This window comes from Thioclava sp. ISO4 (assembly GCF_058105145.1).
In genome coordinates this window covers 3,532,397-3,557,765 of sequence record NZ_CM176571.1, presented here as the reverse complement: position 1 = coordinate 3,557,765, position 25,369 = coordinate 3,532,397, and the positions used below count along the sequence as shown (strand labels likewise).

Annotated in this window: 5 protein-coding genes; 3 read left to right on the top strand and 2 right to left on the bottom strand. The window is 64.9% G+C overall.

Annotation, left to right across the window (positions count from 1 at the left end):
- Positions 1-6 precede the first annotated feature (6 nt).
- The gene (locus tag AC2TZ7_RS17375) at positions 7-17,910 is read left to right on the top strand and encodes a leukotoxin LktA family filamentous adhesin (RefSeq protein ID WP_489865158.1); all 17,904 of its coding nucleotides are present in this window, start codon (positions 7-9) and stop codon (positions 17,908-17,910) included.
- 278 nt (positions 17,911-18,188) lie between these two features.
- On the opposite strand, the gene AC2TZ7_RS17370 is transcribed toward AC2TZ7_RS17375, so the two are convergent.
- On the bottom strand, positions 18,189-20,657 hold the full coding sequence (locus tag AC2TZ7_RS17370; protein WP_489865157.1) for a hypothetical protein: 2,469 nt from the start codon (positions 20,655-20,657) through the stop codon (positions 18,189-18,191).
- Positions 20,658-22,366: 1,709 nt separating this feature from the next.
- Between AC2TZ7_RS17370 and AC2TZ7_RS17365 the strand changes: the two genes are divergently transcribed.
- On the top strand, positions 22,367-23,785 hold the full coding sequence (locus tag AC2TZ7_RS17365; protein ID WP_489865156.1) for a hypothetical protein: 1,419 nt from the start codon (positions 22,367-22,369) through the stop codon (positions 23,783-23,785).
- Positions 23,786-23,889: 104 nt separating this feature from the next.
- A complete protein-coding gene (locus tag AC2TZ7_RS17360) occupies positions 23,890-24,549 on the top strand; it encodes a hypothetical protein (protein WP_489865155.1) in 660 nt (219 codons plus the stop codon).
- Positions 24,550-24,895: 346 nt separating this feature from the next.
- On the opposite strand, the gene AC2TZ7_RS17355 is transcribed toward AC2TZ7_RS17360, so the two are convergent.
- Positions 24,896-25,144, bottom strand: coding sequence for a hypothetical protein (locus AC2TZ7_RS17355; RefSeq protein ID WP_489865154.1), 249 nt, complete (start codon positions 25,142-25,144; stop codon positions 24,896-24,898).
- Between the last annotated feature and the right edge of the window lie 225 nt (positions 25,145-25,369).

Genomic DNA, 25,369 nt, shown 5'->3' with positions numbered 1-25,369 from the left:
GACAAAATGAACGCTACCTTTCGCCGCGTGATCCGCAGGTTCGGGTGGTTGAGCAGCGTCTCTTCGGCGGCGATCTTCGCCGTGCTCCCCGCCTTCGCCGATGTCGTTGCGGATGGGACGACCAACACCAACGTCACCACGAGCGGCACGACCACGAACGTGACCGCCGGGACGATTCAAAATGGCACCGCGTTCAACACGTTCAGCCAGTTCAATGTGAACGCGGGGACCACGGTCAACGTCTATCAACCGGTCAATACCGGCGCGCTCGTCAATATTGTGAACGGCGGACAGAGCACGATCGCAGGCACCCTGAATGCAGGCCTCGGGGCGCCCGGCGCAGCTCCGGTCGCGACGGGCAGCAACGTGTTCTTCGTGAACTCGGACGGGTTCGTGGTCAGTTCCACCGGCACGATCAATGCCGGGCAGCTGACGATGAGCGCCCCGACGCCGGGCTTCGTCAACGATCTGACAAGCGAGGCGCAGGGCAATTTCACCGCGTCCGTCGACACGCCCACCGCGCAGCTTTTCGCAGGCTCGGAACCGCTGAGCGACAGCGGTCAGATCACCGTGGATGGTCAGATCAACGCAACCCGACTCGCGCTGCGATCGGGGGGGCTGGGGATGATGCTGAACGGGCGGATCACGGTGGAAGATCCGACCTCCGTCGATCCGGTCTCGGTCGGCGTGAATACCGACGGGACTCCGCAGGCGGCGGGGCTGGTCTCGCAGGGAGGGGTGATCCGGCTCGTGTCCAAAGGTGGGATCGCGACGACCTCGAGCAGTGACATTACAGCCAAGCGCGGCACCACGGTCCTGAATGCGCAAGCCGGTGGTGTGGTGCTGGGTCAGGCCCAGAAAACGGTGACTCTCGACGGCAAGATCGACGTCTCGGCCAGCGGCACGCAGCTCGGTGCGGGCGGCACGGTCTTCCTGTTCACCCAAGGCTCCGCGGTGATGGGCAGCAGCCTCGACGTGAAAGCGACCTCCGTGGCGGGCGACGGCGGCGCCTTCGTGCTGCGCGCAGGTGGCGTGACCAGCCCGCTGCAGGTGGCGCAGGGCGATCTGAGTGCGCAGGGCAGCTTCGACATGTCCACGTCGAGCGCGACGGGCAAGGCGGGCTCCGTCTTCCTGCGCGGGCAGAATGTCTCGACCACCGGGCAGATCACGACCAAGGGCGGCGATCTGGTCTTTGCTGCCGACAAGACCGTGACGCTGAGCCACGATATCTCGACGCGGGCGGGCGATGCGGCCGATCTCGTCACCGGCGATCCCGGAGCGGGCACGGCGGGCTCGATCCTCGTGGCTGCGCAGGACATCAATGTCGAATCCGGCACCACCCTGCGCGCCGACAGCACGGCCGCGGATGGCGGCGGGCTGATCCTGCTTTCGGCACGCTCGTTCAATACGGGTATTGCCTGGGCGATCAACCCCGATAGCGAGACCGCCTCGATCACCATCGACAATGCCGATCTGAAATCGGGCTCGATCGTGGTGAATTCGGTCGCGACCGTCTCGAACACGTTGGGCAGTACCGATCAGAGCGTCGAAGAGCAGCAAGTCGACGATCTCGAAGGCGGCACCACCGAACAGCAGATGACCGATCAGATCGACAACGGTCTGACGGTGATGAGCAACCTGATCCAGCAGGGCGCCACGACGATCAACAGCCTGATTCCGTTGCAGGTGCAGCTTCTCGATGCGCAATCGCATGTGAAGATCACCAACAGCACGCTGACCGCGGATGGCAACTGGAAGAACAAGGCGATCACGCCGACGGCGCTCTCGAGCGGCACGCCTTCGAACAATGGTCAGCTTGGCGCGACAGGGCTGCTGGAGAATACCTACAGCTTCCTGTCGACGCCGCAGCTGAATTTCAACAGCAGCGCGCAGGACGTGGTCGACAACATCACCGGCAGCCTGATCGGCGGCGGCGCACCCTATAGCCTGACGTTGAAGCTGCCCTCCGCCTGGGATCCGTCCAGCGATGCGCTCGTCGTGCAGTCCCACGCCCAGACCACCTATTCGATCTCGCCCAAGGCCTACGCGCTTGGGGTCGTGATGGCCAACAGCAATGTCGAAAGCCAGGTGCTGCTCGATGGAAGCTCTCTGACGACCAAGGCGGGCGATATCCGCCTCGCCAGCACGGCATCCGAAGATCACACGGTCTCGATTGCGGCGAGCAAGGTGAAGGATTACGCGGGCGCACTCGTGGTCACCACGCGCGAGCTGAAGAACCAGCTTCTGGTCAAGGGCGGTTCGCTGACTTCGGCCGGCGCGCTCAATGCGGGCGCGTTCACCGGCAAATCGCATTCTATCACTACCGGCGCCAATGCCGGGACCGAGGGGATCGGGGCCGTGGCGATCAGCGTCGATGTCTCGCAATCGACGACCGAGGCCGCGCTTGGCGGCACGATCAAGACCGGCGGCGCGCTCAACCTCGATGCCGAGACGCTGTTCTTCAACAAGGTCCATGCCACCACCGCGACGATGGGGGTGGCCAATCCGAGCAAGCTGATCGGCAAGAAACGCGCGGCGAACAACCCGATGGTGCAAGCGATCCCGGGTGCACAGAGCCAGCTTCAGGGTAAACCGGTCGATCCGAACCGCCCCGCCCATATCGGCTTCGGCGTCGCGATCGACGTGCAGGTGGACAATGACAATACCTTCGCGACGCTGGGCGGCGATTACCACGACTTCAACAACGCCGATGCGCTGACCGCGCTGGGGACGACCCTCGTCACGGCGACCGGCCAGCCGGTCTCGGTCAACTCGGCCTATCGCTTCGCAGGGCCGACCGAGGGCGGCAGTTCGCTGTCGCGTTCGGTCTCGGCGGCTTTCGGGAAGCTGAACTTCGCGGCGCAGCGCGCGCTCGACAAGTACAATGCCAAGCATCCCAACAGCCAGATCACTCAGGACGAGCTGATGGGGAAATATTCCCAGGCGCTGATGCTGACTGGGTCCGTCTCGACGATGAGCGGCAAGACGCAAGCCGAGATTGGCAAGGATGCCACGGTGAACGCAGCGGCCGCGACCGTGCAATCGGTGACGCGTTTCCCGCATGCCGATCCGCTGGGTGATATCCGTGACAAGTGGACCCAGTTTGTCGGCCAGATCACCGATTACACCGAACTGCCGAGCAACCCGAGCGATCCGACCCAGCTGATCCCGCCCGACGCGCCGGGCCTGATCGACACGATCAACCCGCTGAACTTCATCACCACGGATGTGAAATCGAAAGCAACGGCGCCGGTGCCGAAAGATGGCTCGCGCCCGGTCGTGCCCGAGACACAGCAAAAGCTCGCGATCGGTATCACCGCTAATGTCTTCAACACCGACAACACGACCAATGCGGTGGTCCGCAACGGCGCGGTGCTGAACCTTTCGGGCGATCTCAATGTGCTGTCGAGCCAGGAAGGTCTGTTCCTCCATCTCGCGAACCTGCCCAAGTCGAACCCGCTCAAGGGCGATGCGGAAGGGGCGATCGGGGTCGGGATCAATATCGACAGGATCGGCAGCGAAGTTTCCGCTGTCATCGAGTCCGGCGCGACGGTGAATGCCGGAACGAACGGGGTCAATGTTGACGCCTATACCCGCAACATCGCGGGGATCCTGAGTTTCTCGGGCGGGCAGGGCACGAAGACGGCGGTCAACGCCACCGTGGCCACGAATATCGCGCATGCGGAAACCGTGGCGCGGATCGGCGACGATGCTTCGGTCACCGGTGGCGCGGTCACGATCTCGGCGAAGGATGAATCCGTCGAATGGGCCGCTGCAGGCGCCATTTCGGCGTCGGAGAACGTGGGCGTCGGGGCCTCGGCGGGCCTGAATATCTCGGGCCGCAAGGTCTGGGCCGGGATCGGTCCGGCCGATGAAACCTCCGCTCTGAGCGGTGCGGGGAATACAGTCATCGATGCGGAGAGCCTGACGATCACTGCCGAAAACGCCACGACCGATGTCGTGGTCGGCGTCGCGGGCTCCAAGGTGCAGGGCAAGCCGGCCCAGCAGGACGATCCGCAATCGACGGGCGGCACGACGAACCAGGACGGCTCGAACGAGGATGACATGATCATCCCGTCCTGGCTTTTCGCCGATGACGAGGACCAGGCGGTCAACGATCAGCAGAACGTGCAGACCCCAGCGGACAGCGAGGGCAACCAGCAGCAAAGCGGCTGGGCGGTCACCGGTGTCGCCACGCTCAACCTCTCGCTCGGCAATGAGACCGTCGCGGCGCTCAACACCGCAGGCAAGATCGAGCTGGGCTCGACCCTGACGCAGACGGCGAAGAACACAGCACTTCAGATCGCGGGTGGCGGGGCTGTCTCTGCGGGGCTGGGTCAGGCGCAGGATACCAATGCGCTGGCCGGGGCTTTCTCGGTCATGGTCGATACGCGTGAGCTGCGTTCGGAAGTGACCGGCGCCACGATCAACGCGGGTAGCGCGGTCACCATCGGCGCTGAGGATCACGCGACGGTCGTCAACGTCGCGGTGGGCGGCGCAGGGACCTCGCGCGGCGATATCGCGCTGGCGGGGTCGGTCGCGGTGGCGGTGCTCTACGGGGGCACCACGGCCACCGTCAAGGACGCATCCATCACTTCGGATGCGCTGAGCGTGAACGCGACCGATGGCTCGACCACGGTGTCTGTCGGCGGCGCGGTCGGCATCAATATGGACAAGACCAAGGGCTCGGGCGTCGGGATCGGCATTGCCGTCAACACCGTGACCCGCAGCGCGGGCGCTTCGATCACCGGGGCGAGCACCATCGACACCGGCGTCTTCGGCATCACCGCTGACAGCACGCAGTCGGTCTACGGCTTCGGCGTCTCGGCCGGTAAGGGCAAGACCGGCATCGCAGGCTCGATCTCGGTCAACAACATCACCGGCGGTGCGCGGGCCGACGTGACCGGCAATGGTGCGGGCGCGGACCGGATGGGCATCTCGGCCAGCTCGATCAATATCGGCGTGACCGAGGCTAACACGATCTTCTCGCTCGGCGGCGCGCTGGCCAATGGCGACAATGCCGTGGGCGGGGCCGCGACGGTGAACGTCATCACCTCGACCTCCGGCGCGACGCTGACCGATGCGCTGGTGCACGGGCAGGGCGGCACGGGCGGCACCGGCGCGATCACGATGGGCGCTGACGGCTCGAGCACGATCTCCTCGATTGCCGTGGCCGGGGCCGTGGCCGATCAGCAGACCGCAGCGGGCGTGGGCCTCTCGGCGAACAACATCTCGGCCACTCTGGAAGTCTCGGCGGCCGGCACAGAAGCGCTGGATGCGGATAGCATCGCGCTGACCGCGACGAATTCTCGCGAAATCAACAGTTTGGGGGGTGGCGCTGCAGCGTCGAACGGTAGTGCAGGCGGCTTTGCGGGGACTCTGAACCTGTTGACCGCGAACACCACGAGCATCGATCTTGCCAATGCGAACCTGAGCACGACGGGCACCGGGGGGATCTCCGCCACGGCGACGGCGACGGGCACGATCCGGTCCGCGGCGGTGGCGTTGAGTGCCTCGCGCGATACCTCGCTCGGGGGCGCGGTGACCGTGAACGTCTCGACCGCGACGACGCAGGTCTCGGCACAGGATGCGACGCTCGAGGCGGGCGGTGCGCTGAAACTGAACGCCGACGATACCGGCACCATCGAGAGCCTTGCGGGCGGTGCGGCATTGAGCGCGGACGGAAACGGTGTCGGCGGTGCGGTTTCTGCCAATTTCATTGCCCATGACACCGGCGTTCTGACCCAAGGCGCGGACGTGACCGGCGAAGGCGTGACGCTCGACGCCAAGAACGGTTCGACCATCACCAGCGGTGCAGTCGGCCTTGCCGGGGGTGGAACGAACGCGGTGGCGGGCTCTATCGCGATCGGCGATATCGGCAACACCACGGCGGTCGAGGCGACGAACGCCAAGATCAACGGTGGCAGCGGGGCGGTTGCACTGTCGGCCACGCGCACCGGGCAGATCTCTATCCTTTCGGGCGCTGCGGCTGCGGGCGGCACCAATGCAGTCGGCGTCGCGCTGACCGTGGCCACGATTCATGGCGGCACCACTGCGGACCTAGTCACCGGCGACGCGGTGAGCGGGGGTTCCCTCAGCGTCACGGCGGACGATACCGCCGGGATCGACGCCATCGCGGTTTCGGGCACGGCCTCGGGCGAGGTGAGCGTCGCAGGCTCGGTGGTCTATGCCCAGATCGGCCAGCCGGGCGCGAATGGGCCGAGTGTCGAGCCGCTGCCGGGTCCGAGCAGCGAAGACCCGGTGGGGGGTGCGCAGACCGATGTCTCGAACCGGCGCGATGCGGCGGTGGCCGGGCTGGTCTCCAGCATGAGTACTACGCCGCAAGCCGCCGATTTCGACGCGAACCAACTGGCGCTGACGCTAAATGCGGATGCAGTGACCCGTGCGCGGGTCGAGTTGTCGGGCACGTCGCCCGCGCTCCCCGCCACCACGATCACCTCCAGCACGACGGGCACAATCCGATCGCTCGCCGGAGCGGTCGCGATTGGCGGTTCGGGCGCAGGTGTGGGCGCCGGGATCGGCGTCAACCTGCTCTTCGCGAAGACCGAGGCCGAGCTTGTCTTGCCCACGGGCGCGGAAACCCAGGCCTCGAGCGTTTCGCTCGGCGCGACCCAGACCGGGACGATCGAGACGGCGGCCGTCTCCGGCGGCTTCTCGGGTGGCGTCGGCGGTGCGGGCTCGATCCTTGTGAACGTGATGAACCGGCAGGCCGATGCCCATATCCGCGGCAATGGCGGATCGGGCACGCGCGCGGCGCTGCGCACCGATCGCGGCGATGTCTCCGTGACCACGACCCAGACCGGCACGATCAAGGCGCTGGCGGGCTCGGCCGGGATCGGCGGGCAGGCGGGCGCGGGCGGCGCGATCGTCGTCAACGTGATGTCGGACGATACGGAAGCCGCGGTCGAGGACGCGGCCATCCTCGCGCGCAAACTCGATGAGAGCGCGACGGTGGATGGACCGCTGTCGCTGGCGGGCAAGCTGACTATCGACGCCGATCAGCAGATGACGCTTGAGGCCCTGTCGGCAGCCGTCGGCGGTGGCGGTTCGGGCGCCTTCGCGGGCAGCTTCGCGGTCAACGTCGCCAATGGCGAAGTCTATGCGGGTCTGCGCCGCTCCGAGGCGCAGGTCGGAACGCTGGCGCTGGCCGCTCATTCGACCCCCTCGCTGACCGCAAATGCGGGCGCGATCAGCGGCTCGGGCGGGGCCTCTGTCGGCCTCGGCATCGCGATCAACAATTCCGCGCAGACCGTGCGCGCCGATCTCACCTCGAGCACGCTGCGTACGGGCCATAACGCCTCGCTTGGCGCCTATCAGACGACGACTTTCCACGGCAACGCGATCTCGGGCGCAGGCGGCACCGTCGGTGTGACCGGCTCTGGCGTGAACAACACGGCCGCGAATACCGTCGAGGCGGTGGTGCAGGGCGGGCCGATTTCGCTCGTCGATGCGACGAGCGGTCTGTCCGAGCCGACGCGCTATGGTTCCGACATCGCGACGCGCGGTTCTCTGCTGATCGACGCGCAATCGACGACCTCGATCACGTTGCTGGGCGGCTCTGACGAGACGAAACCCGGCAATTCCACCGATGCGCGCAACGAAGCGCCCGATCTGAACCTGTCGCTTTCGGGCGGGGCGACGGCGGGCGTCGGCGTTTCGGCCTCGGTCAACACGATCAAGAACCGGGTGAAGGCGCGGATCGTCGATGATGCGCGTGTGGTCGCGTTGGGGCAGGAGGCGATCGACTGGACCGATGTCGACAGCGCCGCGCAGTCGAGTACGGGTCTTGCAATGAACGCACAGGCCCGCAGCGGCATCGCGATGCTGACCGCGAACGGATCGGTGGGGGGCGTGGCCGGTGTCAGCGCCCTCTTCGGGATGAACCTGATCGACGATGCGGCGCTGGTGCAGCTGGGCTCCGAACAGGGCAGCGATCTGGTGCGCCTCAATCCGCGTTACGACACCGATTTCGCGAGTGACCTCGGGAGCAAGACGGCGTCGACGGCGCAGGACGTGACCCTCAATGCCGATACGGCGAACGACTCCGCGCTCTACACCGTGAATGTCGCGATCGGCGGGACGGCGGGTGTCGGCGCGAGCGCGGGCACGACCGTCGTCACCTCCTCGGCAAAGGTCGAGACCTACGACGCGCAACTGGCAGCCGCCCGTAACATCGCGGCGAGCGCCACCAGCAAGTCGACGCTGACGAGTTTCGTCGCGGGGATCGGCGGCGGCTTCGTCGGCGTCTCCGGCAATGCCAATGTGAATGTTCTCAACTCGACTGCGGAGATCGGGATCAACGGCGGCTCCTTCGATGCGGGCCGCGATCTGAAGCTGAACACGCTGATCGACAACGATCTCTACTCTATGACGGGCGGCGGCTCGGGCGGCGCGGTGGCTGTCGGTGGCGCGATTCAGGTGACCGTGGCAGACGGCACGTCGAAAGTCTCGGTCGGCTCGGGCCGTGCGGGCAGTATCGTGCGGCTGGATGCGGGTAATGACCTGACCGCCAAGGCGGATACGCAGCTTCTGCAAAAGGGCTATGCCGGGGCAGGCGCTGCCGGCGGTGCGGGCGTCGCGCTCTCGGCCAATCTCGTGGTGGATCGCGCGACCACGGAAGTAGCCGTCGGCGACAATCAGGAACTGACCGCGGGCGGCAAGCTGAGCCTGACCGCGCATGAGACGGCAGACCTCACCGGAGCGGCGGGCTCGATCGGCGGCGGCGCGCTCGGCGTGGGCGCGAGCCTCGACTTCGCGAGCCTGCAGGGCACGACCAAGGTCTCTGTCGGCGACGGCGCCGTGCTGAAGGCCAATGACGCGGCCAATGGTGCGCGCGGTGTCGGGCGCAACGGGATCACGCTGTCGGCCACCTCCGAGCGTATGCTGGATTCGACCGTGGTTTCGGTCGGCGCGGGCGCGATCGCGGTGGGCGCCGCGATCTCGGTGGCCGATCTGGGCGGTGTGGCCGATGATGAGAGCGGCAATCTCTCGAAAGCGATGGCCTCGATCAACAGCGAGCTGGCGAGCGATCAGAACGGCAGCGGCGGGCTGGACTCGAATGCAACCGCGCAAGATCGTCAGAATACCGGAGGCTCGATCATCGGGTTCGCCGGCGCCAGCGATACGCAAAGCCAGATCGTCAACGCGCGTCAGCATCTGAACCCGGACGCGACGGGCAGCGATCAGGTCGGTGTCGAGATCGGCTCCGCGACCTTGCTGACCAATGGCGACCTGTCGCTGACGAGCCATGCAAAGACCGATCTGTCGCAAGTGGCGGGCGCGGGGGCTGGTTCGATCTTCGGCGGCGCCTCGAGCGGGATCGTGGTGTCCAATGTCTCTACCGGTGCGGCGGTCACGCTGCAGGATGGCGCGACCCTGAGCGCGGGCGGTGCGGTGACGCTGGGGGCCAAGACCTATGGCGGCGACGATGGCAACGTGATCGACGCTTCGGCGTCGACCGTCGCGGCCTCGGGCGGCTATACCGGTGGCGCGGGCGTGACCGTGGCCACGCTTAACGCGGGCGCATCGGTGCAAATGGGCGCGGGTGTCTCGGTCTCGGGTTACAGCATCGGGATCAATGCCGATCGTACGGGCGAGGTGAAGACCGTCACGACGAATATCACCGGCGGTCTTGTCGGCGCCGTGGGCGTCGCGGTCTCGAGCGCGAAAAGCGAAGGGACGAGCGCGATCACCATCGGTCGGTCGGGCGCGAGCCTGAACAACCTGAAAAGCAGCGCGGGCAAAATTTCGCTCGAGACCTCCGACGGCACCTCGGCGCATGCGGAGGGCTCGGGCAGCTCGGGCGGGCTTGCCGGATCGGGCAACTCGGTCGTCGTGACCGGTACCAATGTGGGCAATAGTGCGGTCAGCGTTCTGCGCACGACGGTCAATGCGGGCGGAGCTTTTGATCTGCAGAACACCAATGGCGGCGCTGCGTTTGCCGAGGCGCATGGCATCTCGGTCGCGGCAGGCGTCTCGATCGGGGCCGGGGTCGCGACCTCGCGCGCCAATATGAACGTGACCACCCTGTTCGGCGCCGATGTCACTGCAAGCGACATCACGATCAACAGTGAGATCAAGCGCACCGATGGCCGAATGACGAGCCAGGCGAAGGCGCAATCGACCTCGGGCGGCCTCTTGGCCGGCAACGGCGCGGCGGCACATGCCTATTCGAGCTACGGCATCACCTCGACGCTGAGCGGCAACCTCACCGCCACGAATGCGATCTCGCTGAGTGCGGATGCGAGCGCTGTGAAGGTGGACGCCTTCGCGACCGGGCGCAGCGGCGGCGCGGTAGCCGTCGGCGTGACGCTCGCCTATGCCGGGCAAGATACGGCAAATGGCGACAGTGGCGATGTGGCCTTCTCGATCAACAACGCGGTTCTCAAGGGTAAGGTGGTCACGCTCGGAGCGGGCAATGCGCCCGACATCAGCGCGAGTGCGGATTCCGGCTCGGGCGGTCTCGTTTCCGGTTCTGGTGCAGAGACCCATGTCACGACGGATACGAAATCGACCTTCGATATCGGCACGACTGGTACGACGGTGATCACCGCGACCGACCGGCTCCAGATCACCGCGGCGCAGAACGGCACCTTTGCCAGCTCCGTGAATACGGTAAGCGCGGCGGCGGTGGGCTATTCCGGAGCGCTGAGCCGCAACACGATCGGCGCGGCGACCGCGCTGACGCTGGGCGGGAACACCACGATCGCCGCGCGCAATATCGAAATCGGCGCGGATACCACCTTCAAGCGCCCCGATAACGGCTACAATCTCGTATCGGGCTCGGGCGGCGCGATCGACGTCGCCGCGATGCGCAGCTTCGTCACCGTAAACGCGTCCACCGATCTGAACATCAACGATGGTGCGATGCTGCTGCAGACCGGCGTTGCCGATGGCGGACAGACCTTCGATTTGGGCGCCTCGACGAACATGGTGTTCTTCGACCGCCTCAAGCTCGATTCCGGTGGCGCCATCGCCAGCCCGAACGGTAACAGCACCGTCGATATCCAGACCAATACCGCCCATGTCACCATCGGCAGCGCGAAGCTGCTCGCGATGGACGATCTCGACGTTTATGCCGGGGGCGACGCGAACATCAAATCCGAGGTCGATACCACCTCTTACGGCCTGTCGGGCGCGGCTTCGGGTAACACCGTGGCGACCTACAACGCCGACAACAAGATCAGCCTGACCTCGGGTGCCGATCTGCAATCCTTCACCGATATCGGGCTGCGCGCGGGCTACACCTCGAAAGGGGCGCAGAAGGTCGATGTGAAGGCCGAAACGCGGGTCTTCAACAAGACCGCGTTCCCGATCAACGGCACGCCGGGCGCGGATGCGACCGCGAACATGAACCAGCGTGTCAGCGTCGGCACCGGCGCCAGTGTCGCCGCCGTGCACGACGTCTATGTCTTCGCCGAGCGCGGGGGCGGAGATGTGCTGGGCTATGGCCGCGGCAAGGATCTCTATCGCGAAGTCGCCGCGGCAATTGGCTCGGCGCTGAGCGAGGCCTTCGGCGGCGACCCGGTCAGCCTCGATATCGAGAGCGGAACCTCGACCGACAAGGGCGAGAACATGATCGAGGTGAACGGCTACGTCCGCGCGGGGTCGCGCAACAAGCAGATCCTGATCCTCGACGCGAACAACCATCTCGACAACAGCTCGGAGAGCTACGTCAACTCGCAGGGCCAGACCGTCAATTATACGAACGAGAATGCAGACGGCATCCTGAACGACCCGAGCAATCCTGATCCCGAGATTCAGGCGATGATCACGCAGGGCACCGTGCAGAACGAGCTCGCCTCGCGGATCGCGGAGCTTCAGGCGAAGATCGACGATCCGATCCTGGGCAAGGACACGCAGGCGGTCACCGCGTGGAAAGCGGAAATCGAAGCGCTGGCGAGCCGTCTCGACTCGACCAACACCGGTACGGTCGATTTCATCAACCTGCCCGATATCCGTGCCTCCGGAGGCAGTATCTACATGCGCGCCGATACGGTTCAGGGTAGCTCGACGGGCACGCTCGACGCGCCGGGCAACGCGCAGATCGTCGTCCATGTCTATTCCGACGCCTTCGTGAATGCCGGTAGCATGGAGATACCCTCTTCGGATGGGGGCCGGATCTATTTCAACGATGTCTCGGTGACCACGCCTGACGATGTGCAGAGGCTCGCAAATCCCAAGGGCACTCCGATCGACTACAAGATGATCTCGGGCAATGATGCCGGGGAATCCAAGATCGAGCTCGTCACCTATGGCAACGGCTCGATCACGCTGAACGGTGCGATCACCAACCTCGACGGCAGCGTTCTGGTCAACTCGAACTTCGGGGACCTCGACGTGCGCGCCGATATTTCGGCCAAGACGATCAATCTGAGTGCTGGGGGCAACTTCACCCAGGGCTACACGCCCGGACTGCGCAACGAGGGCGGCGAGCCGCGGTCGATCTATGCCGGTTACTTCAACAAGGTCGACAATGTCGTGCGGAACTATCTGGCGGCGGGCTTCGACGTCAGCGGCTACGACGGCGGTTCGATGACGGCCAGCTATGGCAGTTCGATCAGCCTTCCGACACCTTCGGTCCCCGACTTCACGATCGAGCCGCGTCAAAGCTCGATCAAGGCGGGCGCGAATGTCTACATCACCGCCGATCAGCTTAACATCAACGGTCTCATCCAGGCGGGTGTGGGCAGCTACGACGTCACCATCGACGACGGCCTTCTGTCCGATCTGTCGAGCTTCTCGACGACCCAGCCGACGGTGCTGTTCAATCCCTCCGAGCCGGTGAACAACAACATCGTGCGCAAGCCCTATGTGAGCGCCAATGATGTCTGGGTGAAATATGACCCGACCGCGACAAATGCCGAGGGCGTGCAGACCGGCGCGATCACGATCTCTCCAATGGTCGTCAAGGGCGGCACGGTGGAGATCACCGGCCAGATCCTCTCGACCGGCGCGGGCCGGATCGAGTCGCTCGACGGGTTCGGCAGCATCAACGTCACCAACGACACCTCTATCCCGGTGGTGTTCGACCGCGTCGATACCGGCGAGGCCGGGGCGAACGGGCAGGGGCTCGAAGGGCTCGTGCGGATCACCGATACCGATCCGCTCAAGGCCGTGGGGGGCAAGCCGCTCATCACAGAGTTCCGCCGTCTCGGTCAGACGCTGAAGGTCTATGACAACTCGTCGACCTACGACTCCGTCACGAAAACCTATGGCGAAGGACCGGACGCCGCTTCGGTGACGCGCATCGTGCCGACGACGCTGGTGAACTCCAGCACGGTCGATAGCGGGCGCAGCGCGAGCTACCAGCCGGTTCTGAACCGCGACATGGTGCTGCTGCAATCCGAGATCATAACGCAGGTCACGAACTACTCCCAGAAAACCTTCTATTTCTGGGTGCCGCTCGCGAAGGAAATCCAGAGCAAGTCCGACCAGGCGAAAGTGACCAAGCTCGACCCGACCGTGGCCTTCGGCGCGAACGGGGCCTACGTGACCTCCGAAAACACCTCGATCAACGGCGGCGATTACAGTTACGGCTTCACCGGCGAGCGCACGAGCTACAGCAACGTGAAAGGCGCCGTGACGACCGACGACAAGCGGGTTTTGGGGATCGGGGACGTCTACAAGACCTGGTCCGAGACCTCCACGGCGAACGTGCTCTACAAGCATCGCTTGCGCGCCGATTACCCGATCGACATCGTCTTCAGCGGGTCTGATTCCGGCGCGCTGAACATCACCTCGGGCGGTGATGTGATCTTCAAGAAGACGGTCTCGAACCTCGTCGGTGATACCAATATCACCTCCAATAACGGGTCCGTCGTGACCGCCAGTCCCCAAATCACCGCGACACTCGGTGATCTCGATATCAGCGCCGAGAATGGCCGAATCGGGGGCGTTTCGGGGGCGTTCCGTGTCGATCAGTCCGAAGGGTCGAGGCTGACGGCGGTGGGCGGCAGCGCCGTGAATATCCGCGAGATGTCGGGTTCGATGACGATCGGCAATGTCGAGGCGAAGGATCGCCCGGCCAATACCGATGCGGCGATCACCGGCACCGTGACGCTGTTTGCCGATGGCGATATCAAGATGGCGGATCAGAGCGCGGGCGCGGTCACCGCGACCTCGGTGGACCTGACCTCGCTTAACGGGAACATCGGCAGCTTGGATGGCGCTTTCGCCCCGGTCTGGGTTTCGCTGAATGGTGGCGTGCTCGACGCGACGGCGAACAAGGACGTCGTGATCGGCGCTCGCAACGGCGATCTGCCGGTCCATAGCGTGACCGCGCAGACTGGATCGGCGACGCTGGCCGCGTTCAACGGTTCGATCCTCGACCGCAACAATATCGAAGTCCGCGATATCCGCTCCGAAAGCGAGCTTGCGAAGCTCTGGACCCAGGATATGGGCCTCGACGACACGGTCGCGCAGGATGCCCGCGCCCAGCAGCAGCTCGATGCGCTCGCCGCGAGCCGCGAGCATGACTACCGGGCCTATTGGAAAGCGCGTACCGACGCGGGTGGCGGTTCGATCAGCTACACGATGGACGCCTCCGATCAGACGGCGCTGCTCAACAGCGGGTGGACGCAGGCGCAGCTCGACGATTACATCTCGCAGCAGCAAGGTCTCTACGCCGAGTGGAACAACGAGACCGCCGAGCAGACCAGCTTCACCTACACGCCGACGGCGGATGATCGGGCGGCGGTGCTGCAGGGGATCGGCTGGACCACGGATGAACTCAAGCACTGGATCCGCGCCGGGCTGATCAAGGGGACCGGGGATACCAATACCCGTATCGAAGACCCGAACATCAATGCCTACAAGGACATCAACCTGCTGGCCTCGGATACGATCGGCGAGATGCTCGATCCCTATACCGTCGGCGCGGGCAACGATCTGACGCAGGACCTGCTGGTTCTGTCGCAGGCTGAACCCTCCGATCTGACCTTCACCTCGGATGGCAAGGTCGTGGTGCGCCGGGCCGAAGATCTGAACTTCGCCTTCACCGGGCTGGATAGCAACGGCGCGCCGGTCGGCACGCTGAACGCGGTCGCGCTCGGGACGGACGTGTTCCTCGGCGCGGAGACTGCGGCGGCGATCAAGGAAGTCAACGCTGCACGCGATGTCACGATCAAGCTCGACGGGACGATGTCGGATGCCCATTCGGGCAATCCGGCGGTGACCGGGCGGATCATCGTGCTCGAGAGTGGCAACAACGCCCCGATCGCGACCGAAACCAACCCGCTCACCGTGCAAGTGCGCACCGGCGGCATGCTGACCGCGCGCTCCGGCGTCGAGGTGAATATCGCGGCGACGGGCGACCTGCCACTGGCGGAGGCCTATGCGCCCGGCCCGGTGCGGATCAGCGCGACCGGTGCGATTACCGATGCACTGGCCACCGGCGCGGTACGGATCAGCGCGGGCAGCCTGAAGCTGACCGGCAGCTCGATCGGTACCAGCGCAGTCACACTGCCCTTCACCCTGACCGATACGGCGAATGGCGGCGCGCTCGACGTGACCACCACGGCAGGCGACGCCTGGTTGAGTGCGACCGGCGATCTGCCGATTGCCTCGGTCCGGATCGCGGGCGGCGGCAAGATCACGACCGACGGGCTCATGTCCTTCACCGGTACCGATACGCTTGGTTTCGGCACGGGCTCGACGCTGGAACTCGAGACCGCGCTTGGCCTCGACACCTCCGCATCGAGCGGCACGGATGCGACGGGTGGCACGCTCTCGATCGTCACCGGCGGCCCGGTCGGCAGCTCAACCAAACGCTTCGAGACTGCGCTCGGCACGTTCAACTACACCGCGACTGGGGCCGATCCGACGCAGCTATGGATGCGCGAGGCGGATGATCTGACCATCGCGTCGCTCACCCAGTTGGCCGCAGAGTCGTCCACCGACATCACCGTGGGCGGGGCGCTCACCATCGGCACGATCACCTCACCCGACGAGGTGCGCCTCGACGCGGCCTCCTTCACGCAAGGCCGCATCGTGGCGAAGCGCACAAAGCTCACAGCGAGCGGCACGATCGGGAGCGTCACGCCCCTTAGCCTGACCACGGGCAGCCTCTACGCCTCGACCGTCGATGGCGATATCCGTCTCGCACTGAGCGACCGTGCGACCGATCTCGAACAGGTCACCGCGGGCGGCACGGGGGCAATCACGCTGAGCTCGACCAACGCGCCGCTGACGCTGCTGGCCGGTCCGGGGATCACCACGCAGGGCGGGGCGATCGGTCTTGATGTGACCAGCCTCAAGGCCAATGCCGATATCCTGAGCCATGACGGCGCGATCTCGATCCAGTCCGCAGGGCTGCTGCAGCAGGCGGCGGGCACCTCGATCGACGCGAGCACCGGCACGGTCGCTCTCGGCATCGATGGCGACATGATCGCCTCGCATGTGGTGACCCGAAGCACCGCGGACCCGTCCTTGTCCGTAACCGTCCAAGGGGCGCTGTCGATCGCCTCGGGCCAGAGCGGCACGGTGTTCGACGCGAACGCGGCGGGAGCAGGAGCGGTCCTGAACCTCGGGTCGATGATGCCGATCGGGCCCGATGGGCTGCCGGTGGCCTTCGATCACGTCATGGCGCAGGTCGCCAATGGCGCGATGCATCTCAACGAGCGCGACGCGATCCGGCTCGACCTGTTGCAGACCACGAACGGTCTGATCGACCTCTATGCAGGCGGCCCGATCACGGTGCGCGAAATCATGGCCGGTGGGGCCTCGCCGATCGTTGTCTCGGCCGGGCAGGGCGATATCCGTTCGGACGGTGCGCAGCTTGCGGGGGGCGATTTGCGGCTCTTCGCCTTCAATGGCGCGATCACCGGCGAGACTGGGACGGCGTTCATGGGCGACATGTCCGACGGGGCAACCGGTCATTTCTATGCCGATGGCGACGTGACCTACACCGAGACGGTGGGCGATCTGCGCGCAGGCTTCGCGCTGTCGCAAAACGGCGCACTGAAACTGGACTCGGCCAGCGGTCAGATGGCCCTCGGAGTGCTGGGCGCGCGCACCGATCTGACGCTGGCCGCGGATGATGCGCTGCGCGTGACGATCGTGGGGGGCGCGACGGTCGATCTGGCCGACGAACAGACGCTGCAGCTGATCCATCCCGAACTCTACGGTCAGCGCGAGGCGCAAGCGCCGAACAACGCCGATCTGCGGGCGCGCAATGCGGGTTCCACCCTCTATGCGGGGCTGGTGAACGTGCGCGATACGCTCGGACTGCATGCCGACAATATCGACGCCTATCTCTACGACGTCACCCCGGCGGACGCGCTCGCGCTGACTCTCGACGGGCATGATGACGGCATGGCGGCGCAGGTCGATGTGAGCTCGATCGGCGACGGCCCAGTGCTGTTCATCCCGGAAGCGCAGTATTTCGATGACGTGCGCGGACGTCTGGGCGGCCGCGACCGGGCGCGCGGCACGCTCAACCTTGTGCGAGGGCGGATCACGACAGGCTCCGTGAGCCATGCCGGACCGGTGCTCAATGGCTATGACGTGGTTATCGGCGGCGATGTCTGGTTCTACCAGCAAGGCTTCTCGGTTTTGGCGCAGGCGGTCTATGACAAGCTCTCGACCGTGGCGGATGCGCAGACGCTGGCGATCAATGCGGGCAAATACAGCTTCAGCCAGTCCAACCGGATTGACCTGAACGTGACTGAGGGACTGGTGCTGAACCGCCGCCTCGCAGGCACCGGGATCAATGGTGGGCAGGGCTTCGGCTTCAATGTCGGCGTCGAGACCGATCTGCTGGGCTTCCCCTTCACCACGTCGGGCGCAGGTGCGGGCGTCACGTCTCCGGGGCAGATCATGCGCCTGCCGAGCACGCAGCCCGAGAAGGAAGAGCCGCGCGTGACCTGGGTGGTCTCCTCCGCCGAGTGAGGCTTGGCTTTTCGAAAAAAAAACGGGGGCGCAATTGCGGCCCCGTTTGCGCGGCAGCCGCCGACGCCAGTCGTTCTCTGCGGTCAGAGCCTTTGGCGTGCGCGACGTAGCGAGTCCGGCCGAAGTGTGACGCTGCTTCTGCTCGACCTGCCTCCTCTCTGGAAGTGACGCGCAGCTGGAACCTCGAGGGCTCGAAGCGTATGTGTGGCCACGCCGCGGTCGAAATCGCCTCTCGTCTCTCCTCGACAAGGGCGATAGGGCCGTCGGACCGGTTTCGCTCAGAACCTCAGCCGCAAACCCGCGGCGAGATCGATGCTGGCCGATCCGGTGCCGGGAAAGAAATCGCCACGCGCACCGAAATAGACCGACCGCCGGCCGTTCAGATCGACCCGGTCCACGCTCAGATCGACGCTGGCGAGCACATCGCCATAGTTGCCGTCGGTCTTGAAATCGCTGCCCGGAACGGCGGCGAAGCTGGCCTCGATCGGCGTGTGCTTGAGAAGTTCCGCCCGCAGCCCGCCGCGCAGCTTGATATTGAGCTTGCCGCCATCGTCCAGTTTGCGCATCCGCGTCTTGGTGAGCCCCGCGGAAACTTGGAGCGAGTTCGAGACGCGATTGGCGACCGCGAGCGAGAGATCGTCCGCCGCCGTTTCCTCGAAGGCGTCGCTGCGGATCTGACTGAAGCTCAGCCCGGTATCCCATTGCAGCCCGCTTCCCTTCGGGCCCATTTCGGGCCAGAGCAGCCGCAGGTTTGCGGCCGTGTAGCGACTGCCGAAGCGGCCCTCGGCGGTGCGACCCGCTCCCGCGATCTCGATCCGGCGTTTGGCTTTCGTGCTGCTCCGGCCGAATTCGAGAGTGCCGGTGAGACGCAGGCCCGTTCCCAGATCGGTTGCGCCATAGATCATCGCGAAACGCCGCGCGCCATCGACCGAGGAATCCGGCGCGCCATAGCCACGCGCCGAGGAGGCGTCGTAATCGTCGCCCAAGGCCACACCGATCCGGTAGTCGCCACTTGCCAGCAGGTCGGCCCCGATGATCCGCGTGAAGGACTGTGTTCCGTAGCTCAGTAGCAGGTTGCGCGGACTGTGCTCCGTCGATTGACGTCCGTTCAGATGCACCCAGACCGCGCTGTCGGGCTGGGTGCGCGACCGGTCCAGCCGGTCGAAAGCCACGCCGCGATGACCCCAAAGCGCGCTGAGCGTCGTGGCGCGCGGGATGTCGTAGATTTCCGGCGTAAGCTGGCGCAACGCCAAGTCGAGATCGGGCGAGAGCTCGTCGATGCCATAGGTGGCGGTGTCGAGGTCGGGCGTCATGAGAGCGAGCGTATCGAGCGCATGCCCCACCGCCATCTGGTTGGGATAGGTGGCGCGCTGGCCGAAATCCGACAGTTGCAGCGTGCTCAGGTCGATATTCTCGATGCTGGAATAAGCGTAGTCTTCGAACCGGAAGGTGAAGCTGTCCGTGTCTGTCTGCAGTGCCTGCAGCATCGAGTATTCCGAGGGCAGAACGTGGCGGAAGCTCAGCTCAAGCCTGTCAGTGCCGCCGTTACCCGCGATTTGGCCGGTGATCAGCGCATTGTTGTTCAAGACGAAGTGGTCAGTCCCGGTGCCGCCCTGCAGCCCGCCGAAAGTTTGCGACCCGTGCCGGAAGGTCGCGATATTGCTGCCCGAGGTGAAGGCGAGCGCGGTGCCGCCGGTTCCGCGCAAGAGTCCCGTCGTGTCGAGGCTGTTATTCGTGCCCGCCGCGAAGAAGAGGCCCGTCGTGCCCGAGATCGCCCCGGTCGCGTCATTCGTCACGCTGTTTTGGGAGACTTTCCCCGTGACGGTGCCGTCGCCGCCCTGAAAGCGGATGCCGAAGCCCTCGGCGGTGATCGTGCCGGTATTGGCGACTGAGTTTCCCGCCACTGCGCCGCCATCGCCGATGCGGTTGCCGCTCGCGCCGCCGTCGCCGCCGATCAGCGCGATCCCGTCACCGCCCGAGGTGATCGTGCCGTCATTGCTGATCGTGTTGCCGACAACGCTGCCGCCGGTGCCGCCATTGCCCTCGAGGCCCCTTTGCCCGGTCGTCCCCCGCGCGCCAGTCGCGCCAGCGGTCGTGGCCGCGCCCGGGCGTCCGGCCCCACCGCTCATCCCGTCACTCCCATCATCCGCGCAAACCAACGTCACGGCGGCCGGGGGGATCCCGACCTCGAGACAGGCGCCGTCGCCACCCGAGCCGCCCGAACCGCCGGGCCCCGCCGGAGCTGCAGGCGCCCCTGCGCCGCCAGTACCGCCAAAGCCCCCTACGCGGCCCGCGCTCGCCGCGCCGCCGGCTCCGCCCTGACCGCCCGCCAGTGAGATACCGATGCCGCCGGCACTGATCGTGCCGCGATTGGTGATCGCGTTGTCCTGCAGGTCCCCCGCATCGCCGCCGCGACCGCCAGCGCCTCCGTCTCCGCCAGCGCCGCCGCGACCGCCGTCTGCGCCTGGGGACGATTGTCCCGCATCGCCGCCATAGCCGCCATTTCCCCCGGTGCCGCCGGGATAGGCATGAAGGCTCGAGTCGATGATGCCATCGTCGCCGCCCGAGCCATTGCCGCCCCGGCCGCCGTCGCCGCCTTTCACGCCGTCCGCGCCGTCTCCGCCCGTGCCGCCGTTGCCGCCATCGCCGCCCGCGCCACCTGCGCCGCCATCGCCGCTCGACAGGGCAATCCCGTCGCCCGAAGCGCTCAACACGCCATCATTGGTGACCGTGTTGCGCGAAAGCATGCCTCCGGTCGTCCCGGCGGCCCCGTTGCCACCGACCTCACCTGCTCCGCCGTTGCCGAAATTGTTCGCATGGAGGTTGCCCCTTTCACCGGAAAGGATCGCGTCCCCGCCATCGCCCCCCCGGAGCGCCGCAAGCAGTGTAGCCGCCGCACCCCGCGGTGCCCGGTGAGACATGGCCGGACCCGTTGGGGCCGGCGGCTTCGTTTCCGGCCGGGAAGGGGATATTCACGCCGTCGCCGCCCTCTCCGCCATCGCCGCCGCGGCCACCACGCCCGCCCGACACCTCCGCGCCCCCCGCTGGCGCCGCGCCCGTCATACACGACGTCATCGCCCGTCTCGGCCAAGTGGAACCTGTTGATTCCTGCGACGCTGGGTTGCCCGGGGAGGCCGGGTTGCGCGCCGTCTCCGCCCGCGCCACCCTGACCTCCGGCACCCCCCGCGCCGCCGAGGATCGACAAACCGTCCGTGCCCGCGTTCAACACCGCGAAGTTGCTCAGGCTGTTGAAACTGGCCGCACCGCCCGCGTCGCCATTGGAGCCGAAGCCAGCCCACCCGCCGTCGCCGCCCCGGCCACCGACTCCGCCCGACTTTTCGGGCGTCGCCTGATCCGCGCCGTTGCTGCCATCGCCACCGGCACCGCCATCGCCGCCTTTCGCGCCGAGCCCGCCCGCGCCCCCTGCGATCGTGGCCCCGCTCTGACCGGTGGTCAGATCCGCATTGAGATCGAGCGTGATCCCCGAGGCCGTCCCCGCAGGTCCGCCATCCGTTGCCGAGTTCGCCAGCGCACCAGCAGCCCCTGCATTGCCATAAGAGCCCGAGGAAGAGACCGGAGCGCCATCACTGCCATTCGCGCCATCGGTCCCGGCGAAACCGTCTCCGCCGCGCCCACCGAAGAAGAGATAGCCGAAATCGGTGACACTCGCCGGCTGGTCGAGGCTGAACGCCCCCGGCACCAGATCGGCGCCCTCCGCGCCGGTCGTACTGGCAGTAGCCGGTTGGCCCGGAGCGCCCGCCATCTCGCTCACACTGTCGGCCAGGGCAGGGGATACGCCTGCGGTGGTTCCCAAAAGAAGCATCATGATCGTGGCCGTCCGCACTCGGCGAAGGCCGGCGAAATCGCGTTTCGCGCTGCTCGGCATCCCGTTCTCCCCAACTAACGCCGAGAACGATCTCTTGTCGTCCGCCCGCGCATTTCCCCCGGGGAAAGCTTAGCTAACGGAACTGGGTGACGCAGCGTTCAAAAACGGTCAGATTTCGGCGGGTATCGCTCGGGCGTGCAGGATGCCGGGATACTGAAGAGGCGAAAATTTCCTTGCAGGACTTGAGGATGTCGCCCCCTGGAACGAAGGCTCAAAGAGTGCCGTTCACATTTTAGTTTGCAGCCCTGAGCATCAAACAGATCTCCCCGATGTGGCCGTCTGTGCATTTGGGAAGGCGGCTCTCCACCCGAAGTTATCAACTCACTTAAACTGTTGCGCCGGGTAATCGACTGCTCTGCTCCCTGAAAACTCCAGTTTCGGACGGGACCGGTTTTCAGAGAGCACATCCGTTTCTCATCGCCAGTCTTCGCACCACGTTCGTCGTTCCGGGGGCCGATTTGATCCACGAAAGGCGTCGATGAAAATTTTTTCGAATTTTTTTTCATCTTTTGATTTCTGTTTTTCCGGGACCGCTCGACTTCCCCTTCACATCAACCAGGAGAAGTCCTCATGACTATTCACGTCCCCGTTCAACCGACCTGCAACGTTGCTTCCGCTCTTGATCAGTTCTTCACGCGGCCCGAGATTGCCAAAGCCTGTTACGGCCGGCTCGTGGAACTCTATCCCGTGCAAGCCGGTGATCTCTGGATCGAACCGTCCGCGGGAGCTGGCGCGTTTCTCGAGCTGATGCCCAAGACCAGTATCGGGCTCGACCTCGTTCCCGCCGCCGACGGCGTCACCTACGCAGATTATCTCGACTGGACGCCGCCGAGCGGGTTTCAGCGTCATGTGGTCGTCGGCAATCCACCGTTCGGTCAGAACGCGAACAAAGCAATCGCCGTTTTCAACCGTGCGGCGGAGCATGCGGATGTCATCGCGATGATCTTGCCCCGCTCGGTGCGCAAACCTTCGCTGCGGCGCAGGCTTGACGCGATGTTCCATCTCGTCGATGAAATCCTGCTGCCGAGCGGGTCCTTTCTGTATGAGGGGAAACCCGCTTCTGCGCGCGCTGTCTTTCAGATCTGGGAGCGCCGCGACCACCCGCGTGTCGAGGCTCCGGTCTGCACCAGCCATCCGGACTTCGACTTCTGCGATGCCGCCGAGGCGGAGTTCGCCATCCGCCGCGTGGGCGGCGTCGCGGGCCGGATTTTCGATGACCCCGCGCGCCGCTCGCCGAACTCGCATCTCTTTGTGAAAGCCACTGATGGCGTCGCTCCCGAACGTCAGCGCGAGCGCTTCGCGCAGCTGGATTTCAGCGAGGTGCGCGAAGATTCCGTCGCGCATTACTCGGTTGCGCAGAGTGATGTTGTCGCTCTCTATGAGGCGCTGCTCGCCGCGGAAGGGCAGGCAAACCCTTTGACTGGTCGTAATGCCGGCGGGCCCGAAAGCGCGCCTCGCGAAGATCGTCAGGTGGAAGTGGCGAACAAGGCCGGTTGCCAATCGCCGCGCGAAGCACAGAGCCTGGCGCCCAAGGCGCAGTCCATCAGCGAGAAATCGTCGCCGGATGGTCCCCCGCAAAATTCGAGTCAAACCACTCCGGAAACCTCGCCCTATGTCTCGCGACTCGCTAGGACGCCGGCCGTGCGTCCCCCTCACGTCGTTCAAAACAGGACAAATACCATGCAAAACAAAGCCAAGGTCTCTGAACTGAAAAATGCAGAACTCTCGGTGCGGGATTTCGAACTCTACGCTCATACCGACGATCTGCTCCTCCTCGAGGCGGAGCTCGAGTTTCAGCTCCCCGCTAGGCGCGTGCAGGTCGTCGCGAAGGTTACCATCACCGGCGAAAATGTCTCTGTGCACGCAGAACGCATCCAGGACGAAAAGGGCCTCCCTATCGTGGGAGAGCACGTGCTGGCGGGCGTTATCGCCAATCGCCGGGCGGAGATCGCCGATCTCGTGCGGGCTGCGGCCATGACGCGCGCTTGATGACGAAGGCCTTACGAATCCATCGGGTTCACAAGGCTCCACACTGGAGGCGTGAGACAAAGCTCCGCTTCTTCGGCTTCCTGATACAAAACCAAAGGCAACCAATGCTTCAGTATCCCATCACCAACTTTCTTCTGCTTCCCGAAGACACTATCGATGAAGATCAATTTGACATCGATCCCGTCGATCGGCGTGACGATCGCTGCTACGACGCAGAAGAACTTGAAGATTTTCGTTACGAGGTCGAGTTCCAACTCAATATCCTTCTCGACAACAAGGCAGGCTATTGCTGTGTGCTCGGATTCGCCTCGGAGTGGCTCGATATCTCATTCGTGGCGCCGTCTCCCGCCTATTGCTCCCATATCCCCGTCGCTCCGAAACTCATCAAAACCGGAGGAACCTGGGACGAGACGATGGGCGCTGTCGATGTATATTTCGGTGCAAATCCTCAGTTTGGCGCGAAAACCTTGGAAGAATACGAGCGGCAGGCGCGCGACTTTCGTGAGGAGCAGAAAAAGCTGGACCGGGCCATCGCACATCTCCGTATCGATGAAGAATGGGAAGAGGCGAAACGTCTCGAAAGAAAATGCCGAGAGATGGCTGAGCCGGTTCGGCCGGGTTTTCATCGGCTCGACGCCTTTACGGGCGACCCGGTCGAACGGGCAATCGATTTCGGCACAGTTTATTCACGCGAGCGGCTCCTTCTCGAGGTTACCTGTGAAAATTGGCCGCTACTGAACTCTGCTCAGGTCGCTGGCCGCTGAGGAGAAAAAGCGTCGTCTGCGGCTCCGGGGGCGGAGAATTTACGCGCTGTCGCAGGCGGCGATTGTGACAGCAGAACTCCGGAATGCGTATCGGGTGGTGGATCGAAGCTCATCAAGCGGTTCATGGCAGCGACAGGCGAATCTCAAAGTCATGCGCGGGGCTGAACCGCGATTGCAGAGCTACGCCGAGCGACTGAACGTCGACCAGCTGCAACGGTCTGCTCGGGTGTGGGCTTGGAGCGGGCATCTGTGTCGGCGGTCATGTCCGAATTCTTCGAGCCGGATCTGTTTCGACGATGGATTCACCGTTGATCGCCTGAGTTGGCGGTGAGTTTTTGGCTCCGAGCTAAGCTTTCGTAGACGTGTGCTTGTGAACCTCAGAGCGATACGCCGCCACGACGTCAGGCGCCGACATCGCGCCGCTGAGCGATTCGCAGGTCTGAACGTCTCCGAGCGACAACTCCGCAAGAGTTGCGATCTGTTCCTGGCTCAGGTTGACCGCGTCGCGTAGAGCACGAAGTTCCATTGCAAGACCGATCTTTTCTGCAAACTCGGCCTCGCGTCCCGCGATCTCCGGGCGCAGCTCAAGCATCATGTCGCGAAAGCTCTTCATCCGTTGCTTAAAACATGGTTCGGGTATTAGTGGAGATTCGAGTTTGTGCGAACTTGGAGCAATCGGCCCTTACTGGCCATTTGCTTGGAACTAATCTGCTGCATTGCAGCTTCCCAAAAGCGGACGTCCTGTTGCTCTGCCCCCTGAAAACTGGATCGTTTGAAGCTGGAGTTTTCGGCTAATCTTTCCTGGCTGGGAGAGGAGCGG

Excerpts from the sequence above, each read along its gene's own strand:
- AC2TZ7_RS17375 (WP_489865158.1), top strand. The coding sequence starts at position 7 with ATGAACGCTACCTTTCGCCGCGTGATCCGCAGGTTCGGGTGGTTGAGC.
- AC2TZ7_RS17370 (WP_489865157.1), bottom strand. The coding sequence starts at position 20,657 with ATGCTTTCGCGCAACACGGTCACCAATGATGGCGTGTTGAGCGCTTCG.
- AC2TZ7_RS17365 (WP_489865156.1), top strand. The coding sequence starts at position 22,367 with ATGACTATTCACGTCCCCGTTCAACCGACCTGCAACGTTGCTTCCGCT.
- AC2TZ7_RS17360 (WP_489865155.1), top strand. The coding sequence starts at position 23,890 with ATGCTTCAGTATCCCATCACCAACTTTCTTCTGCTTCCCGAAGACACT.
- AC2TZ7_RS17355 (WP_489865154.1), bottom strand. The coding sequence starts at position 25,144 with ATGATGCTTGAGCTGCGCCCGGAGATCGCGGGACGCGAGGCCGAGTTT.